Origin of the sequence: Streptomyces sp. NPDC051684 (assembly GCF_044453445.1) — a bacterium.
GTDB lineage: Bacteria > Actinomycetota > Actinomycetes > Streptomycetales > Streptomycetaceae > Streptomyces.
Genome location: NZ_JBITCS010000025.1, coordinates 60,791 through 82,232 on the forward strand (window position 1 = coordinate 60,791; position 21,442 = coordinate 82,232).

Genomic DNA, 21,442 nt, shown 5'->3' on the forward strand with positions numbered 1-21,442 from the left:
AGCGATGAGCACGGCGACCCGTGCCGCTTCCACGATGACGGCACAGCCCCTCACCTGCCGTATCGGAGCCGAGCTGTTCGATGTGGACCTCGGTGAAGTCGCCCGAGACGAAGCCCTGTTCGCGGAACTGAAGACGCTGCTGCTGAAGCACAAGGTGCTGTTCCTGCGCGATCAGCACTTCACCCGCGCCGAACACGTGGCACTGGCCGAGCGGTTCGGTCCGCTCGAGGACCACCCGGTGGCCGACAGCGATCCGGACCACCCCGGACTCGTCCGGATCTACAAGGACCTGGACAGCCCGCCGGAGCACTACGAGAACGCGTACCACTGCGACGCCACATGGCGGGAGAACCCGCCCATGGGCTGCGTGCTGCGGAACGTGGAAGCACCTCCTGTCGGGGGCGACACCATCTGGGTCGACATGGCCGCGGCGTACGAGAAGCTGCCGGCCGAGGTCAAGGCGCGGATCGACGGACTGCGTGCCCGGCACAGCATCGAGGCGTCCTTCGGCGCCGCACTGCCGCAGGAAGAACGCCACGCACTCAAGGAACGGTTCCCCGACGCCGAGCACCCCGTGGTGCGCACCCACCCGGAGACCGGGGAGCGGATCCTCTTCGTCAACGCCTTCACCACGCACTTCGTCAACTACCACACCCCGCGGAACATCCGGTGCGGCATCGACTACGCGCCCGGTGCCGCGGACCTGCTCAGGTATCTGATCAGTCAGGCCACCATCCCGGAGTACCAGGTGCGGTGGCGGTGGACGCCGAACAGCGTCGCCATCTGGGACAACCGCTCCACACAGCACTACGCCGTCCAGGACTACTGGCCGGCCGTCCGCAAGATGGAGCGCGCCGGGATCATCGGCGACCGCCCCTTCTGAGCCCGAGCGGCTCGAACCTCCTCCTTCTGCCCACCCCGCACGAGCACCCGCGAACGGAGTACACCCATGCACTTCCACGACGATGCGCTCTTCCCCGAGAACCAGGACAAGCTGGTCATCACCAGCGCCCCGTACGGTCCGGAATGGGAGCCGGACGACTTCCGTGAGGACCTGCCGCTGACCATGGACGAGCACGTCCAGCAGGCGGTGGACTGCTTCGAGGCGGGCGCCACCGTCCTGCACATCCACGTACGGGAACTGGACGGCAAGGGCTCGAAGCGGCTGTCGAAGTTCAACGAACTGCTCGGGCGGCTGCGCGAGGCGGTGCCGGAGATGATCCTGCAGGTCGGCGGGTCGATCTCGTTCGCGCCCGAGGGGTCGGGCGCCGACGCCAAGTGGCTGTCCGACGACACCCGCCACATGCTGGCCGAGCTCGATCCCAAGCCCGACCAGGTGACCATCGCGATCAACACCAGCCAGATGAACATCATGGAGCTGATGACCCCCGACGACATCGCGGGCACCTCCATGACGCGTCCCGAACTCGCCGAGGCCTACCGGGAGATGACGGTGCCGGCCGGACCCGCCTGGGTCGAGGAGCACCTGCGCAGGCTGCAGGCGGCGGGCATCCAGCCGCACTTCCAGCTGTCGAGCGTTCCGCAGCTGGAGACCGTCGAGCGGCTGATTCGCCGAGGCGTCTACACCGGCCCGCTGAACGTCACCTGGGTGGGCATCGGCGGGGGATTCGACGGTCCCAACCCGTACAACATCATGCAGTTCATCAACCGGGTGCCGGACGGGGCGATCCTCACCCTGGAGACCCTCATGCGCAGCGTCCTGCCGGTCAACGCGATGGCGATCGCCATGGGACTGCACACCCGGTGCGGCAACGAGGACACCCTGTGGGGCCGCAAGGGCACCAAGGCCACCTCCGTCGAGCAGATCAAGCAGTTGGTCCGGATCGCCGGTGAGCTCGGCCGGGAGGTCGCCACCGCCAAGGACGCCCACGAGAGCTACAAGATCGGTACCACGTACGCGGATGCGGACGAGACGCTGGCCAAGCTCGGCTACGCGCCGAACCGCAGGCCCGGCCAGGTCGGGTTCACCCACCACGCCTGACCGGTCGACAGCGACCGGCACCCGCCCCCAGCTCTGAGGAGTCATCGTGGCATTGCGCGAAACCGTGGGGCGGGCGCCGGCCCCACTCAGCGGAACCGGGACGCGACGCACGTACCCCTGGCTCGTCTTCGCCCTGGCCTTCGGGCTGCTGCTCTCGGACTACATGTCCCGGCAGGTGCTCAGCGCCGTCTTCCCGGTCCTGAAGGACGAGTGGTCACTGTCCGACGCCCATCTGGCCTCGCTGAGCAGCGTGGTGGCGCTGATGGTCGGGCTGCTCACACTGCCGCTCTCGCTCGTGGCCGACCGCTGGGGCCGGGTCAGGAGTCTGGTCGTGATGGCGGTGGTGTGGAGCCTGGCCACGCTGCTGTGCGCGGTCGCCGGGAACTACCACGAGATGCTCGCCGCGCGGTTCCTGGTCGGGGTCGGCGAGGCGGCCTACGGCAGCGTGGGCATCGCGGTGGTGCTCAGCGTCTTCGCTCCACGGGTCCACGCGGCGCTCGGCGGGGCGTTCATGGCCGGCGGGTCGTTCGGCTCGGTGGTCGGCGTCGCCGTCGGCGGCAGCCTCGCCGTGCACGTGGGCTGGCGCTGGTCCTTCGCGGCCATGGCGGTCTTCGGACTGCTGCTGGTCGCCGTGTTCCGGGCGGTGGTCAGCGAGCGGAAGCTGGACGAGTACGCCGTCGAACCGAGATCGCCCGCGGCGGTGACCGGCGGGCGGGCACCGTTCACGAGCCTGTTCACCAACCCGGCGCTGCTGTGCGCCTACATCGGTGGCGGGCTGCAGATGTTCACCCCGGCCGTACTGCTGTCCTGGACACCGAGCTACTTCAACCGCTACTACCATCTCCAGGCGGACGAGGCAGCCGCGCTCGCCGCGGTCTTCGTCCTGCTCATCGGCAGCGGCATGGTGATCTGCGGGATCATCTCCGACCGGTTCGCGCGCTCCGACTCCCGCGGCCAGTGGACCGCGGGGGTGGCCTTCTGCGCCGTCTCACTGGTCTGCCTGTCGGCAGGCTTCGGCCTGGCCTCCGGGACGGCGTCACTGATCCTCATCGGCTGCGGGGCGTTCTTCGCGGCCGGCTCCTCGGGGCCCACCGCGGCCGTCGTCACCGACCTGTCCCACAGCTCCGTACGGGCGACCGGGCTCGGGGCGCTCACGGTCGCCAACAACGTGCTGGGCCTCGCACTCGGCCCCTTCGTCGTCGGGATGGTCGCCGATCACCTCGGGCTGCTCGGAGCCCTGCGCCTCGCCCCGCTGATGTATGTCGCCGCCATCGCCGCCCTGTTGCTCGGCAGGCGGTACCACCCGGCCGGGAAGCTCCGGCTCGACCGGCTCGCCCCGTCCACTGCCCGCTGAGCCCCCGAACCAGCCGATTCACCTGATCCAGCCGAACACTCAGGGACGAACATGACAGCCACCCCGACACCGACCGTGGTGATCGTGCCCGGACTACGGGACCACGTCGCGGACCACTGGCAGACCCACCTCGCCGAACGGTTCGACGCCGTGCACACCGTGCCCCCGCTCGAACATGACGGGCTCAGCCGGGTCGCCCGCGTCGCCGCGCTCGACGAGGTGCTCGCCCCGGTCGCGGGCCCCGTCGTGCTCGTCGCGCACAGCGCAGGGGTCCTCACCACCGTGCACTGGGCCCGAAATCCGACGCGGCAGATCCACGGTGCATTTCTTGCCACCCCCGCGGACCTGGAACGACCGCTGCCCGAGGGGTATCCCTCCGTGCGGGAACTGGAGCGTGGAGGGTGGCTGCCGATACCGCGCCGCCGGCTGCCCTTCCCGAGCATCCTCGGCATCAGCAGCAACGACCCGCTCGCCGACCGCCGCCACGTCGCCGGCCTGGCGGAGGTGTGGGGCAGTCGTCCGGTCGACCTCGGGCCGGTCGGTCACCTCAACCCTGCTTCGGGGTACGGGTATTGGCCGCGCGCGGAGGAGCTGGTGCGACAGCTGCTCGGCAGCCGGCAGACGGAGAGGGCTGTCTCGTGACCCAGGTCTGCGCAACAGCGGCCGAGGCTGTCGCCGACATCCCGGACGGAGCCTCACTCAGCGTCGGTGGCTTCGGCCTGTGCGGCGTCCCCGACGCCCTGATCGCGGCCGTCGCCGCCGGGTCGGCCACGGGGCTCCACGTCATCTCCAACAACTGCGGTACGGACGGCCACGGGCTCGGGCAACTGCTGCGGCGAAGGCGAGTCCGGCGGGTGACGGCCTCGTACGTCGGCGAGAACGCCGAGTTCGCCCGGCAGTACCTGGCGGGGGAGTTGGAGGTCGAGCTGACTCCCCAGGGCACCCTGGCGGAGAAGCTCCGCGCCGGAGGAGCGGGTATCCCCGCCTTCTTCACTCCGGCAGGGGTCGGCACCCCGGTCTCCGACGGAGGGCTGCCGTGGCGTTACGACGCGGACGGCTCGGTGGCGGTGGCGTCCCCGCCCAAGGAGACACGCGAGTACGGAGGACGGCGCCACGTCCTCGAGGAGTCGATCACCGCCGACTTCGCCCTCGTGCACGCTCTGATCGGGGACACCGAGGGGAACCTGCTGTTCGACAAGGCCGCACGGAACTTCAACCCGCTCGCGGCGATGGCCGGGCGGATCTGCGCCGCCCAGGTCGAACAGCTGGTGTGGCCCGGCGAGTTGGATCCCGGGCAGGTACATCTGCCCGGAATCTTCGTCGACCGGATCGTCCACACGGGTCTCCAGGACAAGCAGATCGAGAAGCGCACGGTGACCGCGGCGAAGGAGAACGGCGCATGAGCGCGACAACGGCTGCGCCGCAGAGCGTGGCACCCGGCAGGACGCAGGGCTGGACCCGGGACCAGATGGCGGCCAGGGCTGCCTCCGAACTCGTACCCGGCGAGTACGTCAACCTCGGCATCGGCCTGCCGACGCTCATCCCCGACCATCTGTCGCCCGGCCTCGGCATCGTCCTGCACAGCGAGAACGGGATCCTGGGCACGGGCGCCTACCCCGATGAGGACTCCGTGGACGCGGACCTGATCAATGCGGGCAAGGAGACGGTGACCGTCAATCCGGGCGCCGCCTTCTTCGACTCCGCGCTGTCGTTCGCGATGATCCGCGGCGGCCACATCGACACCGCGGTCCTCGGCGGCATGCAGGTCTCCGCGTCCGGGGACCTGGCGAACTGGATGGTGCCCGGTGCGATGGTCAAGGGGATGGGCGGAGCCATGGACCTCGTACACGGCGCCCGCCGGGTGATCGTGCTCATGGAACACACCAGCAGGTCCGGGGCGCCGAAGCTCGTGCGCCGGTGCACCCTGCCGCTGACCGGGCAGGGTGTGGTCCATCGGATCATCACCGACCTCGCCGTCATCGACGTCACCCGACAGGGGCTCGTGCTGCGTGACTGCGCGCCCGGGGTGAGCGAGGACACCGTACGCGCGGCCACCGACGCTCCGCTGGCACGACCGAAAGCGAGTTCCTGATGCTGAACCTGTCCGTCCTCCTGGAGGACTCCGCCCGGCGTCACCCCCGCCGCTCGGCGCTCGTGGCCGGTGACCGTCGGCTCGACTACGCCGAGGTCGAGGCCCGGGCCTCCCAGGTCGCCCACCTCCTGGTGGCGCGCGGCGTCAGGCCGGGGGACCGGGTGGCCCTCTCCTGTCCGAACCTGCCCGAGTTCCCGATCGTCTACTACGGCATCCTCAAGGCCGGCGCGGTGGTCGTACCGCTGAACATCCTGCTCAAACCCCGCGAGATCGCCTACCACTTGGCGGACTCCGGAGCCGTGCTGTACTTCTGCCACGAGGGCACGCCGGACCTGCCGATGGGGGAGTACGGGCGGGAGGGCTTCGAGAGGACCGCCGGTTGCCGGCAGCTGCTGCCGATCACCGAAGGCATGCTTCACGACGGGCCCGAGACCTTCGAGTCCGTGACCCGCGAGCCCACCGACACGGCAGTGATCCTGTACACCAGCGGCACCACCGGACAGCCCAAGGGCGCCGAGCTGTCGCACGCCAACATGGTGCTCAACGCCCTGACGGCCACCCGGCTCTTCGGCAGTACTCCGGCCCGGCCCGACACCCATCTCCTCGCCCTTCCGCTGTTCCACTCCTTCGGACAGACCGTGAGCATGAACGCGGGCCTGTCCGTCGGCGCCACGCTGGTCCTGATGCCGCGCTTCGAACCACAGGCGGCGCTACGGCTGATGCGCGAGGAGTGCGTCACCGCGTTCGCCGGTGTGCCCACCATGTACTGGGGGCTGCTCGGCGCGCTCGACCGCGACACCGACGGCGTCGACGACCTCGCCCGCACCCTCCGCCTGGCCATCTCCGGTGGTTCCGCGCTGCCCGTGGAGATCCACACACGGTTCGCCGAGCGGTTCGGCATCCGGATCCGCGAGGGCTACGGCCTCTCGGAAAGCTCTCCACTGGCCCTGTTCACGGACCCGGAGGGCGAACCGCGACCCGGTTCGATCGGAGTGCCCGTCTGGGGCGTCGAGGCTCGGCTCGTCGACCAGCACGGCGAGACGGTCACCGGCGACGGGCAGGTCGGCGAGCTCGTACTGCGTGGACACAACGTCATGAGGGGCTACCACAACCGCCCCGAGGAGACCGCCCGCGCCCTGAGCGACGGGTGGCTTCGCACCGGTGATCTCGCACGCGTCGACGAGGACGGCCACTACTACGTCGTCGACCGCGCGAAGGACCTGATCATCCGAGGCGGGTACAACGTGTACCCACGAGAGATCGAGGAGGTCCTGATGAGCCATCCCGACGTGTCCCTGGCATCGGTCATCGGTGTCCCGGACGCGCGTAACGGCGAGGAGATCAAAGCCTTCGTCATCCCTGAACCGACGGCTCGGATCACCGAGACGGAGCTGATCGCCTGGTGCAAGGAGCAGATGGCGGGTTACAAGTACCCGAGGACCGTCGTTTTCAGCACCTCGCTGCCGATGACCGCCACGGGAAAGATCCTCAAACGGGAACTGTCCGGCAGCGCCGGAGCCGGAGCATGACCGATGCTGCCGATGCCGGCACCCCGTTCATCGACCGCATGCGCGAGCGTGGCGAGTGGAACCCGCTGTGGGACGGACTGGCCCAGTTGGACCCGCAATGGACCGACGACTATCTGCGGACGGTCACTCAACCGTGGCGCAGTGGGGTCCTTTCACCGAAGGTGATCGAGCTGCTCTGTATCGCCGTGGACGCGGCCTGCACCCACATGTACGGGCCCGGGGTGCGCCGTCACATCCGGGCCGCCCTCGATCTCGGCGTCACCGCCGAGGAGATCCTCGAAGTCCTCAAGCTCGCTTCCGTGGTGGGCATTCACTCCTGCAACGTCGGCGCTCCGATCCTGATGGAAGAGCTCGATGCGATGGAAAAGGGGGCTGCTTCCACGTGAACGAGGTTATGCAGACCCGCAGTCCGCAAACCGTCCCGCATGGCGCTCGACCGGACGACAGCCGGACCTCGCTTCTTCGGCGGGTGAGCCGAGCGGGCGTGCCCAGCCAATCCCTGACTGGGCATTGACCGTGCCGTGCCGTGCTGACAACGTTGTCCCTCCTGCTCGTCGAAGATCCAGTGCGGAGGTCCCACCGTGTCACTCCCCAACCTCGATCGGCGCAAGATGCTCGGCCTGCTCGCCACCACCGGTGCGGGTGTCGCGCTCGCCGGGGCGGTGCCCAACACCGCGTCGGCCGCGGCGCCGTCGGCGGGCGGCCTGTGGTGGCCGCGCGAGCGCATACTGCCCGGTTTCGCGGAACCACGTGCACTGGACGTCGCGGATCTGACGGCGGCAGACGCCGACGAACAACTGCTCTTCGCCACGCTGCAGGGCAACGTGAATCGCAGTCGGCCGCGGATCGCCCTGCTGCGTGAGTCCGACGAGGGGGCGACCACCTGGCTGAAGACCGCCGGCCTGACCTACCGCACGGCCGGCGATCCGTGGTCGCTGCTGTCGAAGTACCGCTCGGAGATCAGCGGCGTCATCGTCACCGACCCGGACCAGCCCGCGACCGTCAACCTCGCCACCACGTTGGCCGGCCTGCGCAACGCCGTGGCCGCGTCCCCCGACCAGCTGCCGAAGCTGACAGCCGCGCCGTACGGCCTGAAGGTCCTGGTCGACCTGCGCGGCCGGTTCTCCGACGAACTGTCCGCCTACCGCTGGGCGGTGGACAAGCTCTGGCCGCACGCCAGCCACCGCCTGCTGGTCGGGCTCGACCCCGACGTCGGGGCCTATCTGCGCGACTACGCGGTCGCCACCCGGGCGCTGGTGCTGTGGATCCACTCCGACCAGCCCGACTCTCGCAAGCTGGGCGAACGAGTGATGTCCCAGATGCGGGCCGGCTCCCCGTACATGGGCTGGTTCCCCTCCGGCGTGGGCGGCGAGAGCGACGGGACCGAGTTGACCTCGAAGCACGGCCTGGTGGTGCTGGCCAGCGACTGGTCGCAGAACCTGACGGTCTTCGGCGGCGTGCGGGCGCCGCTGGCGAGGTCTCAGGTGTCGCTGCCGACGCCGCGGCTCGGCAACCGTATCTACGTCACCTTCACCATGACGGAAGGGGACAACCTCCAGTACAACCAGCACCGGCTGAGGGTGCTGTGGGACGACCCGGCTCGCGGTGCGGTACCGATCAACTGGTCCACCACCCCGGTGCTCGCCGACGCCGCGCCCACCTTCCTGTCCTACTACCAGCGCACCGCCACCCGGCAGGACTACCTGATGGCCGGGCCCTCCGGCGCGGGCTACGCGTATCCGACGCCCTGGCCGGACGACACCTTCCGGGCCTTCACCGAGACCAGCGCCCGCTACATGCGCCGGACCGGGATGGACAGCGCGGTGATCCTCAATCGCACGTCCGGCTCGGACGTCCCGCTCACCGGTGCGAAGGCCCGCCAGTACCTCCACGACGTGCGTCCGCTCGGCCTGTTGGAGGCGTGGACCACCCGAACCGGGACCAGCGCCCTGGAAGGCAGCGTGCCGTTGTCCGTCAGCTACCTGACCGACTCCGTTGCGGACGCCCGGGACGCGATCGCGAAGGCATCCGCCGACTGGGACGGGACCAAGCCGCTGTTCCTGTCGATCGGCACCCTTGCCTGGGACCTGACCCCGGCCGACGTGGTCACGATTGCCGGCTCGCTCGACTCCCGTTACCAAGTGGTCCGCGGCGACCAGTACTTCCGGCTCGCCCGCGAGGCCCTGCACCTTCCGCCGGCCTGACCGGCCGGCGAGGCGCTGCCGTGCGTGAACCCCGTGGACGCCGACCCGCGGGGCCGACCGCCCTCACGTGCCCGCCGACGCCCGCCCCTTCTCGTACACGACCAGGCCCTTCGACCGGCCCAGGGGAACCAGGACCAGCTCCACCACGACCGCCTTCCACGCGTAGACGACATTGACGAGTTTCGTCGGATAGACGCACGGGAGGTTCAGGAGCACCTGGCCCACGGGAACCCGTCGTCTGCGTGCCGCGTAGAGCAACGGGGGGAGCGTCAGGGCGAGTTCGGATCCGAGCCACCAGCCGTACGTCTCCAGGGGCGGGCGGCCGTAGCCGAGCGTGAGGATCAGGGGCACGCCCCACCACAACGGGGCGAGCAGGATCTCCGTCAGGGCGAGGACCACCCACAGCGCGAGCATCGGCTTGCGCAGGGTCAGCTCGCCCGCGTGCAGCCGCACGTTCTGGCAGAAGCCCGCCATCCACCGCCACACCTGCTTGCGCAGATACAGCAGGCTCTCCGGGTCGGCCGCCCTGGCCACCGCGTCGGACACGTACACCGCGCGCCGTCCGGCGATCTGCTGGGACCACGTGAAGTCCATGTCCTCGACGATGGTCCGCTCGGGGAAACCGTCCTCGCCGAGGGCGGCGCGCCGGAACATCGAGCAGCATCCCGAGCACACCATCGGGCTGTCGGCGCCCGCCTGGATCGGGCGCTGCCAGTGGAATCCGTGCAGGTACTCCACCGAGCGGCCGCGCTCCCACAGCGTTCGCGCGAACCGGGTCTGCACATTGCCCGCCGCGATCGTCACGCGAGGATCGGCGAAGACGGGGGCGACCTTCTCGATGTAGTCGGGCGCGAGGACCGTGTCCGCGTCGACCGCGAGGACGAGCTCCGAAGCGCAGTGCGCCAGCGCGTGGTTCTGCGCCTTCGCCTTGCTGCCGAGGTTGTGCCGAGGGCGCAGCACCTCGGCGCCGTACCGCCGCGCGATCCTGCCCGTCGCGTCGGTGGACGCGTCGTCCACCACGATCACCCTGGCCGGTGGCACCGTCTGCGCCGCGATCGATTCCAGGGTCGCCGGGAGCCCCGCCTCCTCGTTGTGGGCGGGCACGATCACGGTCACCTCATGCGTGGCCATGGCGCCGCCCCCGTCCGAGCCGCCGCACCCCTGTCCTGACCAGTACCGCGATGCCCACCACCGCGTACACGATGACGCTCACGCCGACGAGCGGCAGTCCACTGCCCATGTCCGTTACCCCCGTGGTTCCGTGCTCCGGCACCGTGCCGTCGCACATGAGGGAAGTTAGTCCGATGCGGCGTGCCGAAGGCCGGGCCGACGGAATCTGTGGACAAGCCCGAGGTTGTGGACAACCAGGTGCTCCGCCTGGTCGCCGAAGGGGGGGACGGCCCCGCTCAGCGCATGTGCAATGCCGAGTTCGTGCGGTTGGCCTCGGCGTGTGCCAGCAGGGCCAGCAGGGAGGCCACGCTCACGTCGGCCTCGGCCGGGTGGCGCAGGATCTTCGAGGGGTCGATCGCGTAGACGTTGCTGCGGCCCTCACGCACGTGGGAGAGATAACCGGCCTCTTCCAGATCGGTGATGATCCGCTGCACGGCACGCTCGGTCAGGCGACAGTGCGCCGCGAGGTCGCGGATGCGGACCTGATTGTTGTCGGCGATGGCCGCAAGGACCCGGGCGTGGTTGGTCAAGAACGTCCACCCGGTGTGCGACGTGGTCTGCTCCTCCATGCGCCCACTATAAGACCCCCACCGCCAAAAGAATCACGAATTTCTTTTCAGGTATTGGTTGACGTGATTCGCGGTTCGTACCAAGCTATGGGCCACTCAACGGGCCGAGCGGGGAGGTCGTGCGGTGCTGGACGGCATGGAGCCTTCGACTGGGACGTGGACCTTCCTGCTCACGAACAGCAGTTCGCGGTCCACCCGGATACCGCCATCGGCCCCCGTGGTCGATGTGTTCGATCGTGACGACGGCACCACCGTGGCGGTGTACGGCGAAATCGACTTCGACACCGCCCCGGCCTTCCACGACGCGCTGCGCGCGGCGCTCGACCGCTCGAGCACGGGGCTCGATCTGGAACTCGACTCCCTGACGTTCTGCGACGGGGCCGGTCTCAGGGTGTTGCTGCGCGTGCGACAGCTGGCCCTGGATTCCGGCAGGACCGTGCGCCTGTGCTCGGCCAGCCCACTCGTCGCACGGCTGCTGTGTGTCACCCACACCCACGACCTGTTCACGCAGCCGCCTTCGCACATTCGCCAGCACAGCTGAAGAGGGGCATCCCCATGAACACTGAGACGGCACCGGAGTCCGCACGTCATTCGGTACCTCGGCCCCAGCGCCGACTGATCCAGCGTGCCTGCGCGAACCCCGCCTCCATCGCTCCGCGCGACGCGCGTGAGGTGGGCAAGTACTTCTTCGAGCGCCTCGCCCGCATCGAGGAAGGCACCCGCGAGTACCAGTACGTCCGCAACGCGCTGATCGAGATGAACCTGTCCTTCGTCAAGTACGCCGCCTCCCGCTTCAAGCACCGCGGCCGGGAGGAGATGGAGGACATCATCCAGGTCGGCACCATCGGCCTGATCAAGGCCATCGACCGGTTCGAGCTGTCCCGGGAGGTCGAGTTCACCTCCTTCGCCCTGCCCTACATCACCGGCGAGATCAAGCGGTTCTTCCGCGACACCACGTGGGCCGTCCATGTCCCGCGCCGGTTGCAGGAGGCCCGCGTCGAACTGTCCAAGGCCACCGACGAGTTGCGCAGCCGCCTGGGGCGGCAGCCCACCACGGCCGAGCTCGCCGAACTGATGCAGCTGGAACCGACGGAGATCGCCGAAGCGCAGCAGGCCGCCAACGGCTACAGCGCCGCCTCTCTCGACGCCTCGTTCACCGGCCAGGACGCCGAGAGAGACGAATCCCGGCTCGCCGACGTGATCGGCGTCGAGGAGAACACCTATGAACTGATCGAGAACTACCACTCCTTGGCGCCGCTCATCACCCGGCTCGACGAACGCGACCGGCGGATCATTCACCTCCGGTTCGTCGAGGAGCGCACGCAGAAGGAGATCGCGGAAGCCCTCGGCATCTCCCAGATGCACGTCTCCCGTCTGATCTCCCGCATCCTCGCCACACTGCGCGCCGGCCTCCTGACCACCGCGTAGGAGCCGGGCCGTACGAGCCGGCCGCGGACTCGCGGTGACGAGCGGCCGGGTGTGGCCCGCCCGCTGCCCGTGGCAGCGCGCGGACCACGCCCGGCGTCAGTGGGTGCCAAGCCCTAGGCCCGCTCCTCCGCGAGCTGGCGCAGCAGCTTCTTGTCCGGCTTGCCCGCGTCAGTGAGGGGCAGCGCGTCCACGAAGGTGATGTGGGCCGGCTCGTACATCGGGCCGCGCTGTCCGCGCACCGCGGCCCGCAGCTCCTCGGCCTCCACCGCGACGCCCGGTGCGGCCACGATCGCGGCGTGCACCTGCTCCATGCGGTCGGCGTCCCGCACGCCGAAGACCGCGCTCTGGAGCACCTTCGGTTGCGAGTTGAGCAGGTCCTCCAGCTCGGTGGTGTACACATGGCCGCCGACGACCACGATCATGTCCTTGAGTCGGTCGACGACGGTGATGTAGTTCTCGTCGTCGAGGAAGCCGATGTCGCCGGTGTGCAGCCAGCCGTCCCGCAGCACCTCGGCGGTCAGCTCCGGCTGCTTCCAGTAGCCCGTCATCGTGCCCTCGGAGCGGACGCATATCTCGCCCAGCTCGCCGACCGGCAGGTCCTTGCCGTCGGTGTCGCGGATGGCGACCTCCACGCTCGGCAGCACCTTGCCCGCGGAGCGCATCCGCTCGGGCCGGTCCAGGTCGTGGTTCTCCGGGGTGAGCACGCTGATGCCGCCGGCCTCGTTCTGCCCGTAGAACTGCAGGAGTACGGGCCCGAAGCGGCGCACGGCGTCCGCGATCCGCGCGGGCGACGCCTGGCAGCCGCCGTACGTCAGGCCGCGCAGGCTGCTCAGGTCGCGGTGCTCGGCGTCCGGGTGGTCGAGGAGCTGGTACACCAGCGGCGGCAGCAGGAAGAGGTGGGTGATGCGTTCGCGCTCGATGGTGGCGAGCACCGCGCCCGCGTCGAAGTCCTCGTGCAGGACGACACATCCGCCGCCCTGGATGACGTTGTCCGCCAGCATGCCCGCGGCGTGCGCGAGCGTGGTGCACGCGAGCTGCCGGGGCGACTCCGCTTCCGCGGGGCGTGCTTGGGCCACCATCCGGCGCATCCGGTTGACCTGCTCGAAGGTCGTGACGATGCCCTTGGGGTGGCCCGTCGTGCCGCCGGTGTGCCGGATCGTGCAGATGTCGTCGGGGCGGGCCCGGGAGGCGAACGGCTCGTCGGGCTGCTCGGCGGCGAGCGCCAGCAGGTCCTTCCCGAGCTCGCGCTTGGACTCGCCGAGGACGAGGACGTGCGGTACGGGCGTGCTCTCGGTGACCTCCGCGGCGCGGTCCGCGTACTGCGGGTCGACGATCAGCACCTGGGTCTCGACGTCCTCGACGATCGTCGCCTGCACGTCGGCCGACAGCTTGTTGTAGAGGTGATTGACCCTGCAGCCCACGAGGTTGGCGGCGTAACGGGCCGCGATGGTCTCGGGCAGATTGCCGCTGAGCAGGGTGACGGTCGCCTCGCGCGTGACGCCCTGGGCGGCGATCGCGTGGGCCATGCGGTGCACCAGGGAACGGAACTGACCTGCCGTCAGGCGCCGGTCCTCGTACACCAGGAGCTCGCGGTCCGGGTCGGCCGCCAGTGCGTCGAGGTTGTCCTCGACGAAGGTGCGGAAGGCGTCCCGCGCGTCGGGCGCCGTGTCGGATATCGCCGCGTCGTGCGAAGTGCCCTTGGGCGCCTGGGGTGTTGCGGGGGTGGGGGTGTGTGCGGATGCCTCTGCGGGCATGGATGGTCCTCCTGGGGCCACCGGTCCGCCGGTCTTCGGGCGCGCCGGTGGTGGTGCTCTGTTGGGTGTGGGGGTGGCCGTCCGGGGCCGTCGGCGCAGGACGCCGCGCCCGGCACAAGTGGCGCCCGCCCCGGGTACTTTGGTTGCCCCAGACAACCAAGATCCAGGCTAACCCCCAAGGTCATCCGCACGCGCCTCGGGTTGGCCCGCGCGGACACCCTTGACTCCTTCTTTTCCTTTGTTCTTCCTGGATTTGACCTCTGTATGCCTCAGTGCGACGAGGTGAGTCCCTGTGGCGAGCGCAGTACGAGGAGGGTGATCTCGCTGGGGGCGAAGACGCGGAACGGCGGGCCCCAGAAGCCGGCGCCGCGGCTGGTGTAGAGGAGCGTGCGGGCGCCGTGGTGGGTGAGGCCGGCGAGGGTCGGCTGGTCGAGGCGGACCAAGTGGTGGAAGGGCCAGATCTGGCCGCCGTGGGTGTGTCCGGAGAGCTGTAGGTCGACGCCGTGGGCCGCCGCGCGGTCGACGAACTTGGGCTGATGGGCGAGGAGCAGCACCGGCAGTTCTGGGTCGGCGCCGTGCAGGGCTCCGTCGAGGTGTGCGCGGTGGCCCGCGAGGCCGGAGGACTCGGCGGTGACGTCGTCGACACCGGCGACCACGAGGGTGTCACCACCGCGTTCGAGCAGCAGATGACGGTTGCGCAGCGGCTCCCAGCCCAGTTCGTCCATCAGGTCGACCCAGCCCTGGGCCTCGCTGTAGTACTCGTGGTTGCCGGTGACGTACACACGCGCCCGCGTCGCCCGCACGGTGCCCAAGGGGGTGGCCTGGGCGCGACGGCGTTCGGCCGTGCCGTCCGCGATGTCGCCGGTGTGGCACACCACATCGGCCTCCAGGGTGTTCACCGTCTCGCAGAGCCGTTCCGACCATCGGGCGCGGTCGAGCGGACCGTAGTGGGTGTCCGTGATCAGGACGACCCGGGTGCCGTCCAACCCGGCTCCCAGGCGCGGCAGTTGCACGTCGAGCCGACGGATCCGGGGCACGCGGCGTGCCTCGACGTACCCCCAGGCGAGCAGTGCGGCGGTGACACCGAGGACGGCCCAGGTGACGATGCGCGCCCGGTCCTCGCCGTCGCCGACACCCGCCGCGACCAGCGCGAGCCGCAGCACGACCCCCAGCAGCACGGACCATGTGAACAGGACCCAACCGCTGCCCAGCAGCGTGTCACCGACGATCGCCGCCGGGTCCTGCTGGCGTCGCCCGTGGCCGCGCATCATCGCGAACGGCATGCCGATCAGGCCGAGGCCGAACAGTGCGGTGGCGGTCAGGGTGACGGGCAGCGGCCAGTGCTGACCGCCGTACAGAAGGACCCAGCACGGCACGGCCCACAGCAGGACGGGGGCGATCAGCGGGATGTAGCGCATCATGCGCCGCAGTCGGCTCGGCGGCTCCTCCGGCTCCTTGTCGGCGGCGGATCGGGCATCACTGGCGTCGCTGGTCTCGGTCACGCTTCCCCTCCAGTTCCGGAGCTTCTCGGAGAGCCCATTGTCCGCCGCCGGGGGAGGGGACGGCGTCCGGGGCGCCCCGCCGCGAGCGGCTCCAGTAGCATCGCCGCCATGCGGCCTGCCCATTACACCGATGAGGATCTGGAGCAGCACTCGCTGCGCCGACGTGTTGCCGACGACGGGCAGCGGTCCGGGTTCGAGCACGATGTGGACCGGATTCTGTACTCGACGCAGTGGCGGGCGCTCGCGGGCAAGAGTCAGGTCGTCGCGAGCAGTGAACTCGGCGCGTACCACACGCGGCTCACCCACTCGATGAAGGTCGCGCAGCTGGGGCGGCGCATGGCCGAGCGGCTCGAGCGGCGGTACGGCGGGCCGAACCCGGCGCTCGTCGAGGCGGCCTGCATGGCGCACGACATCGGGCACCCGCCGTTCGGCCATGCCGGAGAGACGGCGCTCCGCGCCACGATGGACGAGCTGCACGCCGGGCACGGCGTCCTCGACAGCTTCGAGGGCAACGCCCAGACCCTGCACATCCTCACCTTCCTTGCCGCCCACAAGTACGCGGGTCACCGCGGCCTGCACCTGTCCCGGGCCTGCCTGGACGCGGCCACGAAATACCCGTGGGAACGCGCCCCGCGCGACGTCGACCCCGCGCGGCACGCGAAATGGGGTGTCTACGCGGTCGATCGGGAGGCGTTCCGCTGGGTGCGGGCCGGGCGGGACGACGACGCGGTGCCCGTCGAGGAGCAGGTGATGGACTGGGCCGACGACGTCACCTACGCCTGCCACGACGTGGAGGACTTCTACCGCGCCGGGCTGATCCCGCTGGCCGCGCTGTTTCCGCCGCCCGGGGCCGCGGGCGGTGACACCGAGCGCGAGACGCGGCGCTTCCTGGACTACGTCGCGGCCAAGCGCCACCGCGTGGGCGCCGGCTTCGACCGTGACGAGGCGCTCCAGATCCTGGCCGACATCGCGAAGGCGCTGTCGATCGCCAAGCCGTACGGGGGCCGCCACGCGGACGATGTCGCCCTCAACGCCCGTACCGCCAAGCTGATCGACCACTTCACGCGCGACATCGACCTGGAGATCGGCGGTGCGGCCGCGATCCGGTACGGCGCCCGACTCGTCGTCCCCGCCGAACGCCGAACCGCCTGCGAGCTGCTCAAGGAACTCGTCTGGTGCTACGTCATCGACCGCCCCGCCCTGGCCACCCAGCAGCACGGCAAGCGCCGCATCGTGTCCCAACTGCTGCGTTGGACCTACGAATCCCCGCACCTGCTGCCCACCGACCGGGCCGAGGAACTCGACCTCCACGGCGACCCGCTGCGCGCCGCCGCCGACCACGTAGCCTCGCTCACCGAGGGCCAGGCCGTCGCCCTCCACCGGCGGCTGTCCGGCGTCGGCCTCGGGTCCGTGACCGACGGCGACTGGCTCTGACCGAACCGAAAACGTGCTGGAGAGGGATGTGTTGATCACCGTCGACGATGTGGAAGCCGAAGCCGAGCGGATCGCCGGGTATGTCGTCAGGACGCCTACGGTGCCGAGCCCCGGGTTGTCCGCACTGTTGGGCGCACCCACCACCGCGAAGCTGGAACTGCTCCAGCGCACCGGCTCGTTCAAGGCCCGGGGCGCCACCGCGAGGCTGCTCACGCTCAGCGGTACCGAGCGCGCCGCGGGCGTCGTCACGGTCAGCGGGGGAAACCACGGCATCGCCCTGGCGGTCATGGCGGGCATGCTGGACGTCAAGGCGACCATCGTGATGCCCCGCAGCGCGCCCGCCAGTGCCAAGGGCATCGCGGAGGCCGCGGGGGCGAGCGTGCACATCGCCGACACCATGGACGACGCGTTCGCTCTGGTCGACGAGTTCAAGGACGCGGGGCTCACGCTGGTCCACCCCTTCGACGACCCCACCGTCATCGCCGCCCAGGGCACGGTCGGCCTGGAGTTCGCACAGGACGCCGGGGAACTCACCGACGTCCTCGTCAGCATCGGTGGCGGCGGACTGATCTCCGGCGTCGCCACCGCGCTGCGTGCACGCCGCCCCGGGATCCGGATCTGGGGCGTCGAGACCGAAGGCGCCCGCGCCATGTCGGCGGCCCTGGACGCCGGGCGGCCGACGCCGGTCGAGCTGTCCTCGATCGTCTCGACGCTCAGCGCACCCAGCGCCTCCCGGCTCACCTACGAGCACGCGTCGGAGCTGCTCACCGATGTCCTCACGGTGACTGACGCCGAGGCCGTCCAGGGCACCCTCGACCTGGCCGACCACGCGAAGGTCTGGGCCGAGCCGGCCGCCGGTTGCCTGCTGCCCGCCGCCCGTCAGGTCCTGGAACGCGTAGGCGAGGGGGCCGAGCTCGGCCTGGTGATCTGCGGAGGCAACACGACGACCTCGGACGTGGCGGCCTGGGCGCAGCGCTTCGGGCTCTCCTGACACCAGGCCGGACGACCTGGCCGGACGTGCGGACTCCCGTCAGCGCAGGCCGGCGAACAGGTCGGTCTCGGGTACGTCCGCGCCCGTGGTGTCCTTCACCCGGACGAAGGTCTCCAGACCCATCAGGTCGCCGAACCGCTCCTTGCCCATCTTGAGGAAGAAGATGTTCTCGCCCTGGCTGGCGTGCGCGGCCAGGGAGTCGAACTTCTGGTCACTGAACGCGGCGGTGTCCACCCACGTGGTGATCTGGTCGTCCGGGAGACCGATGTCGGCCAGCGCGGCGGCCTCGGCGGGGTCCGGCTCCGGCATGTCCTCGTTGAACTCGCGCATGATCTCGCCGAACCGCTGCATGCCCGAGTGGGGCATCGTCGTCCAGTACACCTTCGGCGTGAAGTCGATGATCTCCAGTGCCGCCATGGTGATGCGGTTGGCCTGGATGTGGTCGGGGTGGCCGTAGAAACCGTTCTCGTCATAGGTGACGACCACATCGGGTCGGTAGTGGCGCATCAGCTCCGCGAGCCGGGCGGCGCCCACCTCCACGGGGGTCTGCCAGAAGGAATCGGGCGCCTCGTTGCTCGGCCAGCCGATCATCCCGGAGTCGGCGTAGTCCAGCGTCTCCAGGTCGCTGATCTTCAGGACCTCGCTGCTGGTCTCGAGTTCCTGGCGGCGCATCTTGGCGACGGCCGCCGGATCGTGCCCGGGTTCGCCGGGCTTGATGCCTCCCGGCCCGTCACCGCAACCGCCGTCGGTACAGGTCACGAGCACCGTACGGATGCCTTCCGCCGCATACCGGGCGAGGACCCCTCCCGTGCTGGTGGCCTCGTCGTCGGGGTGGGCGTGCACGGCCATGAGGGTCAAGGGTCGGTCGGTCATGAAAGCGTCCTCCTGCGGAAACGTGTCTGGTCCGGGCGCGCGGCGCATGCCGGGCCCCCGGCCCCTCGGCTGTGCAACCGCGTGGGACGCGCCGACTGTTCCCGAAGTGACCGATTCGACGTTTCCGGTGTCGATCCGACCTCGACCCCGGCTCGGATGTCGTACGCCTCAGGCCGTCCGGCCCCCGTCGGCGACGAAGTCGGCGGACACCTCCGCGGGCCTGCCGGGGCGGGGGATCGGCAGTGGGCGACCGCCCCGCCGCCGGCCCGTGTCTCCTCGCTGATCATCGCGGTGTCGATGGCACCGGGACAGATGCAGTTGACACGGATTCCGAGCGGGCCCAGCTCGTTGGCCGCCGACCGGGAGCGGTGTCACCGCCTGGATGCCGAGCACCGGGCCCACGAGGTTGACGAGCACGTCGACCCGCCCGAGCCGCTCCCGGACCTGCTCCACGGTGTCCCGCCAGGCGTTCTCGCTCCCGACGTCGAGCGCGAACGCGAGTGCCCGGGGGCGTCGATCTCGTCGGCGACGGCGCCACGAGATCGACCGCATCCTGGCGAAGGGCGCGTACCTGCCGCTGCCCCGGACCGAGCCCGTCAGGTCAGCTCCTCGGCGAGCAGATCCATGAGCAGCCCGTCCTCCCAGACACCCGTCCGGTGGTTGCGCCAGTACGCCCGCATGACCCCCACGGGCTTGAAGCCGACCTTCGTGTAACTGCGGATCGCGACGGTGTTGGCCGCGGCGAGGATCGCGTCCTCGCCGTCGGCCACTGGTCGCAGGAGGACCTTGTCCCCGTTCAACTCCATGTCCCGCATTCTCCCTTGCCCCGGGCGAAACCGCGTCCGCCGACGGCCCTGTCGTCGGAATCCCGCGGAATGAGAAAGGGCACGGCGCCGGCCGCGCGTCTACAAGTGGGCCACCACCGTCTTGCCGCCCGGTGGGTGGGGGACGGTTTGCCAGTGGGTGCACAGGGTTGAGACGAGGAGCAGGCCGCGGCCGCCCGTGGGGAGTGGGGTGTTCGTCGGTGAGGGGTCGGGGAGGAGGTCGCCGCGGGCGTCGGTGATCTCGATGCGGAGGTGGTCGGGCGCGGCGGCGTCGGTGAGTGTCAGGCGGAAGTCGCGGCCGGGGAGGCGGCCGTGCGTGACGGCGTTGGCGGCGAGTTCCGCGACGACGAGTTCGGCACGCTCCGTGAGGTCGGGGCAGGCGTCCCAGGAACGCAGCGTGGTGACGGTGAGGCGTCGGGCGAGGCGGGCGCCCCGGGGTGTCGAGGGCAGGAGTGTCGTGAAGGTGTGGGCTGGGGTGGTGAGTTGGGGCGCCGTGTGGTGGTTCATGGGGGGCAGCCTGGTGGGCGTGGGGCCGTGGGGGCGAGTGCCGAAGCGCGTACGGGCGGTGAGCGTACGGGCGCGTGGGGTGGACAGTACGCGGGGTGACTCGTCACTCTGAGTGCATTCAACGCGGGGAGCCGTCGCGATGCGGCGCGGAGGAAGGGGCGGCGTATGAACGGCGTCGAAGAGGTCGAGGTCGAGCGGGAGCCCCAGCCGTCGGACAGTCTGCGCACGTTCGGCGCGGTCGTCCAGGCCCTGCGCGAGCACGCGGGGCTGAGCAGGGACGAGCTGGGGGCGCGGGTCCGGTACTCGAAACACACCGTGGAATCGGTGGAGTTGGGGCGGCGGATGCCGGACGAGGCGTTCGTGCGGCGGGCCGAGGAGGTGCTCGGCAACACGGGCGCCCTGTGCAGGGCCGCCCGGCATCTCACGCGCGGGGAGGCGGGGCTCGCCGCGTGGTTCCGGCGGTGGGCGCGCCTGGAGCGGGAGGCGGCGAGCCTGTGCACGTACGAGTGCCGCCTGGTGCCGGGGCTGTTGCAGTCCAGGTCGTACGCGCGGGCGGTCTTCGAGGGCACCATTCCGCTGCGCACCGACGAGGAGTTGGAGGCCCAGTTCGTCGCCCGGATGGAGCGGCAGACGATGATGCGGGAGCGGCCGACCGTGCCGTTCGGCTTCATCGTCGAGGAGCATGTGTTCCGGCGGCGGTTCGGCGACGCGGACGCGATGCGGGAGTCGTTCGACCATGTGCTGGAGCTGAGCGCGCCGCGCAATGTGACGCTGCAAGTGGTGCCGATGGAGGGCGGGTTGCATGCGTGCCTGGACGGGCCGGTGCGGATTCTGGAGACGGGCGAGGGGCGTCGGCTCGGCTACTCGGAGGGGCAGCAGAACGGGCGGTTGATCTCTGACCAGAAAGAGGTGAGTGTGCTGTGTCAGCGCTATGACACACTGCGCTCGCAGGCCCTGAACCCCAAGGAATCGCGGGCCCTGCTGGAGCGACTGCGAGGAGAGCTATGAGCAGCGTGACGAGTGAACTCGCCTGGTTCAAGTCCAGCTACAGCGGCAGCCAGGGCGACGACTGCGTGGAGATCGCCGTCGCCCAACAGGCCGTCCACGTACGGGACTCCAAGGATGTGCGCCTCCCGGCCCTCGCGGTGGGGGCGGCGGGCTGGGGACGGTTCGTGGGGTTCGTGGCGGGGCGCTGAGGGAGGGGCGGGC

At 70.1% G+C, this 21,442-nt stretch carries 23 protein-coding genes and 1 pseudogene; 15 read left to right on the forward strand and 9 right to left on the reverse strand.

Annotation, left to right across the window (positions count from 1 at the left end):
- Positions 1 to 4 precede the first annotated feature (4 nt).
- The 9 genes from ACIA8D_RS27765 to ACIA8D_RS27805 all read left to right on the forward strand — a co-directional run bounded on the left by ACIA8D_RS27765 (position 5) and on the right by ACIA8D_RS27805 (position 9,181).
- On the forward strand, positions 5 to 883 hold the full coding sequence (locus ACIA8D_RS27765) for a TauD/TfdA dioxygenase family protein (protein WP_399236444.1): 879 nt from the start codon (positions 5 to 7) through the stop codon (positions 881 to 883).
- 66 nt (positions 884 to 949) lie between these two features.
- Positions 950 to 2,002, forward strand: coding sequence for a 3-keto-5-aminohexanoate cleavage protein (locus ACIA8D_RS27770; protein WP_399236446.1), 1,053 nt, complete (start codon positions 950 to 952; stop codon positions 2,000 to 2,002).
- Between the two features lie 46 nt (positions 2,003 to 2,048).
- Positions 2,049 to 3,356, forward strand: a complete 1,308-nt coding sequence (locus ACIA8D_RS27775) for an MFS transporter (protein WP_399236448.1) — start codon at positions 2,049 to 2,051, stop codon at positions 3,354 to 3,356.
- A 51-nt stretch (positions 3,357 to 3,407) separates the two neighbouring features.
- The gene (locus ACIA8D_RS27780) at positions 3,408 to 3,998 is read left to right on the forward strand and encodes an RBBP9/YdeN family alpha/beta hydrolase (protein ID WP_399236450.1); all 591 of its coding nucleotides are present in this window, start codon (positions 3,408 to 3,410) and stop codon (positions 3,996 to 3,998) included.
- Positions 3,995 to 4,759: a CoA transferase subunit A gene (locus ACIA8D_RS27785; RefSeq protein ID WP_399236452.1), complete on the forward strand. Its 765-nt coding sequence runs from the start codon at positions 3,995 to 3,997 to the stop codon at positions 4,757 to 4,759. Before ACIA8D_RS27780 ends, ACIA8D_RS27785 begins: the two co-directional genes overlap by 4 nt.
- A complete protein-coding gene (locus tag ACIA8D_RS27790) occupies positions 4,756 to 5,448 on the forward strand; it encodes a 3-oxoacid CoA-transferase subunit B (RefSeq protein ID WP_399236453.1) in 693 nt (230 codons plus the stop codon). The genes ACIA8D_RS27785 and ACIA8D_RS27790 overlap by 4 nt, the downstream gene beginning before the upstream one ends.
- Positions 5,448 to 6,977, forward strand: coding sequence for a long-chain fatty acid--CoA ligase (locus tag ACIA8D_RS27795; protein ID WP_399236455.1), 1,530 nt, complete (start codon positions 5,448 to 5,450; stop codon positions 6,975 to 6,977). The genes ACIA8D_RS27790 and ACIA8D_RS27795 overlap by 1 nt, the downstream gene beginning before the upstream one ends.
- Complete coding sequence (locus tag ACIA8D_RS27800; protein ID WP_399236456.1) at positions 6,974 to 7,363, forward strand: carboxymuconolactone decarboxylase family protein; 390 nt, start codon at positions 6,974 to 6,976, stop codon at positions 7,361 to 7,363. Before ACIA8D_RS27795 ends, ACIA8D_RS27800 begins: the two co-directional genes overlap by 4 nt.
- Positions 7,364 to 7,558: 195 nt before the next feature.
- Positions 7,559 to 9,181: a GxGYxYP domain-containing protein gene (locus tag ACIA8D_RS27805; RefSeq protein ID WP_399236458.1), complete on the forward strand. Its 1,623-nt coding sequence runs from the start codon at positions 7,559 to 7,561 to the stop codon at positions 9,179 to 9,181.
- 63 nt (positions 9,182 to 9,244) lie between these two features.
- On the opposite strand, the gene ACIA8D_RS27810 is transcribed toward ACIA8D_RS27805, so the two are convergent.
- From ACIA8D_RS27810 to ACIA8D_RS27820, 3 genes are all read right to left on the reverse strand, one after another.
- Positions 9,245 to 10,312, reverse strand: coding sequence for a glycosyltransferase (locus ACIA8D_RS27810; protein WP_399236460.1), 1,068 nt, complete (start codon positions 10,310 to 10,312; stop codon positions 9,245 to 9,247).
- Complete coding sequence (locus ACIA8D_RS27815; protein ID WP_399236462.1) at positions 10,299 to 10,421, reverse strand: hypothetical protein; 123 nt, start codon at positions 10,419 to 10,421, stop codon at positions 10,299 to 10,301. The genes ACIA8D_RS27810 and ACIA8D_RS27815 overlap by 14 nt, the downstream gene beginning before the upstream one ends.
- Before the next feature lie 166 nt (positions 10,422 to 10,587).
- Entirely contained in the window at positions 10,588 to 10,920 is a 333-nt protein-coding gene (locus ACIA8D_RS27820; protein ID WP_399236464.1) for a helix-turn-helix transcriptional regulator, read from the reverse strand.
- Positions 10,921 to 11,044: 124 nt separating this feature from the next.
- On the opposite strand from ACIA8D_RS27820, the gene ACIA8D_RS27825 reads away from it, so the two are divergent.
- Complete coding sequence (locus ACIA8D_RS27825) at positions 11,045 to 11,461, forward strand: STAS domain-containing protein (protein WP_399236465.1); 417 nt, start codon at positions 11,045 to 11,047, stop codon at positions 11,459 to 11,461.
- A 14-nt stretch (positions 11,462 to 11,475) separates the two neighbouring features.
- Complete coding sequence (locus tag ACIA8D_RS27830) at positions 11,476 to 12,348, forward strand: SigB/SigF/SigG family RNA polymerase sigma factor (RefSeq protein WP_399236467.1); 873 nt, start codon at positions 11,476 to 11,478, stop codon at positions 12,346 to 12,348.
- 113 nt (positions 12,349 to 12,461) lie between these two features.
- On the opposite strand, the gene ACIA8D_RS27835 is transcribed toward ACIA8D_RS27830, so the two are convergent.
- Both ACIA8D_RS27835 and ACIA8D_RS27840 read right to left on the reverse strand, forming a co-directional pair.
- Positions 12,462 to 14,102, reverse strand: a complete 1,641-nt coding sequence (locus ACIA8D_RS27835; protein ID WP_399236469.1) for an AMP-binding protein — start codon at positions 14,100 to 14,102, stop codon at positions 12,462 to 12,464.
- Positions 14,103 to 14,371: 269 nt separating this feature from the next.
- A complete protein-coding gene (locus ACIA8D_RS27840; RefSeq protein WP_399236470.1) occupies positions 14,372 to 15,604 on the reverse strand; it encodes a metallophosphoesterase in 1,233 nt (410 codons plus the stop codon).
- Between the two features lie 108 nt (positions 15,605 to 15,712).
- On the opposite strand from ACIA8D_RS27840, the gene ACIA8D_RS27845 reads away from it, so the two are divergent.
- Both ACIA8D_RS27845 and ACIA8D_RS27850 read left to right on the forward strand, forming a co-directional pair.
- Positions 15,713 to 17,038: a deoxyguanosinetriphosphate triphosphohydrolase family protein gene (locus tag ACIA8D_RS27845; RefSeq protein ID WP_399236472.1), complete on the forward strand. Its 1,326-nt coding sequence runs from the start codon at positions 15,713 to 15,715 to the stop codon at positions 17,036 to 17,038.
- Between the two features lie 16 nt (positions 17,039 to 17,054).
- The gene (locus ACIA8D_RS27850; RefSeq protein ID WP_399236561.1) at positions 17,055 to 18,029 is read left to right on the forward strand and encodes a threonine/serine dehydratase; all 975 of its coding nucleotides are present in this window, start codon (positions 17,055 to 17,057) and stop codon (positions 18,027 to 18,029) included.
- Between the two features lie 39 nt (positions 18,030 to 18,068).
- Here ACIA8D_RS27850 and ACIA8D_RS27855 read toward each other — a convergent pair whose 3' ends face one another.
- The 4 genes and pseudogenes from ACIA8D_RS27855 to ACIA8D_RS27870 all read right to left on the reverse strand — a co-directional run bounded on the left by ACIA8D_RS27855 (position 18,069) and on the right by ACIA8D_RS27870 (position 20,233).
- Complete coding sequence (locus ACIA8D_RS27855; RefSeq protein WP_399236474.1) at positions 18,069 to 18,902, reverse strand: PIG-L family deacetylase; 834 nt, start codon at positions 18,900 to 18,902, stop codon at positions 18,069 to 18,071.
- Positions 18,899 to 19,246 (reverse strand): hypothetical protein, encoded by a 348-nt coding sequence (locus ACIA8D_RS27860; RefSeq protein ID WP_399236562.1) that lies wholly within the window; start codon positions 19,244 to 19,246, stop codon positions 18,899 to 18,901. Before ACIA8D_RS27860 ends, ACIA8D_RS27855 begins: the two co-directional genes overlap by 4 nt.
- A gap of 252 nt (positions 19,247 to 19,498) precedes the next feature.
- Positions 19,499 to 19,645, reverse strand: a pseudogene (locus ACIA8D_RS27865) (aminoglycoside 6'-acetyltransferase); the annotation flags it as partial.
- A gap of 162 nt (positions 19,646 to 19,807) precedes the next feature.
- A complete protein-coding gene (locus tag ACIA8D_RS27870; RefSeq protein ID WP_399236476.1) occupies positions 19,808 to 20,233 on the reverse strand; it encodes an ATP-binding protein in 426 nt (141 codons plus the stop codon).
- Positions 20,234 to 20,398: 165 nt separating this feature from the next.
- Here ACIA8D_RS27870 and ACIA8D_RS27875 point away from each other — a divergent pair, with 165 nt between their 5' ends.
- Together ACIA8D_RS27875 and ACIA8D_RS27880 are read left to right on the forward strand one after the other, a co-directional pair.
- Positions 20,399 to 21,241 (forward strand): Scr1 family TA system antitoxin-like transcriptional regulator, encoded by an 843-nt coding sequence (locus ACIA8D_RS27875; RefSeq protein ID WP_399236478.1) that lies wholly within the window; start codon positions 20,399 to 20,401, stop codon positions 21,239 to 21,241.
- The gene (locus tag ACIA8D_RS27880) at positions 21,238 to 21,429 is read left to right on the forward strand and encodes a DUF397 domain-containing protein (protein WP_399236480.1); all 192 of its coding nucleotides are present in this window, start codon (positions 21,238 to 21,240) and stop codon (positions 21,427 to 21,429) included. The genes ACIA8D_RS27875 and ACIA8D_RS27880 overlap by 4 nt, the downstream gene beginning before the upstream one ends.
- Positions 21,430 to 21,442: the final 13 nt, after the last annotated feature.

Coding starts and splice junctions, on each gene's coding strand:
- ACIA8D_RS27800 (WP_399236456.1), top strand. CDS start 6,974: ATGACCGATGCTGCCGATGCCGGCACCCCGTTCATCGACCGCATGCGC.
- ACIA8D_RS27875 (WP_399236478.1), top strand. CDS start 20,399: ATGAACGGCGTCGAAGAGGTCGAGGTCGAGCGGGAGCCCCAGCCGTCG.
- ACIA8D_RS27820 (WP_399236464.1), bottom strand. CDS start 10,920: ATGGAGGAGCAGACCACGTCGCACACCGGGTGGACGTTCTTGACCAAC.
- ACIA8D_RS27810 (WP_399236460.1), bottom strand. CDS start 10,312: ATGGCCACGCATGAGGTGACCGTGATCGTGCCCGCCCACAACGAGGAG.
- ACIA8D_RS27770 (WP_399236446.1), top strand. CDS start 950: ATGCACTTCCACGACGATGCGCTCTTCCCCGAGAACCAGGACAAGCTG.
- ACIA8D_RS27835 (WP_399236469.1), bottom strand. CDS start 14,102: ATGCCCGCAGAGGCATCCGCACACACCCCCACCCCCGCAACACCCCAG.
- ACIA8D_RS27815 (WP_399236462.1), bottom strand. CDS start 10,421: ATGGGCAGTGGACTGCCGCTCGTCGGCGTGAGCGTCATCGTGTACGCG.
- ACIA8D_RS27870 (WP_399236476.1), bottom strand. CDS start 20,233: ATGAACCACCACACGGCGCCCCAACTCACCACCCCAGCCCACACCTTC.
- ACIA8D_RS27845 (WP_399236472.1), top strand. CDS start 15,713: ATGCGGCCTGCCCATTACACCGATGAGGATCTGGAGCAGCACTCGCTG.
- ACIA8D_RS27790 (WP_399236453.1), top strand. CDS start 4,756: ATGAGCGCGACAACGGCTGCGCCGCAGAGCGTGGCACCCGGCAGGACG.
- ACIA8D_RS27795 (WP_399236455.1), top strand. CDS start 5,448: ATGCTGAACCTGTCCGTCCTCCTGGAGGACTCCGCCCGGCGTCACCCC.
- ACIA8D_RS27880 (WP_399236480.1), top strand. CDS start 21,238: ATGAGCAGCGTGACGAGTGAACTCGCCTGGTTCAAGTCCAGCTACAGC.
- ACIA8D_RS27780 (WP_399236450.1), top strand. CDS start 3,408: ATGACAGCCACCCCGACACCGACCGTGGTGATCGTGCCCGGACTACGG.
- ACIA8D_RS27830 (WP_399236467.1), top strand. CDS start 11,476: ATGAACACTGAGACGGCACCGGAGTCCGCACGTCATTCGGTACCTCGG.
- ACIA8D_RS27765 (WP_399236444.1), top strand. CDS start 5: ATGAGCACGGCGACCCGTGCCGCTTCCACGATGACGGCACAGCCCCTC.
- ACIA8D_RS27855 (WP_399236474.1), bottom strand. CDS start 18,902: ATGACCGACCGACCCTTGACCCTCATGGCCGTGCACGCCCACCCCGAC.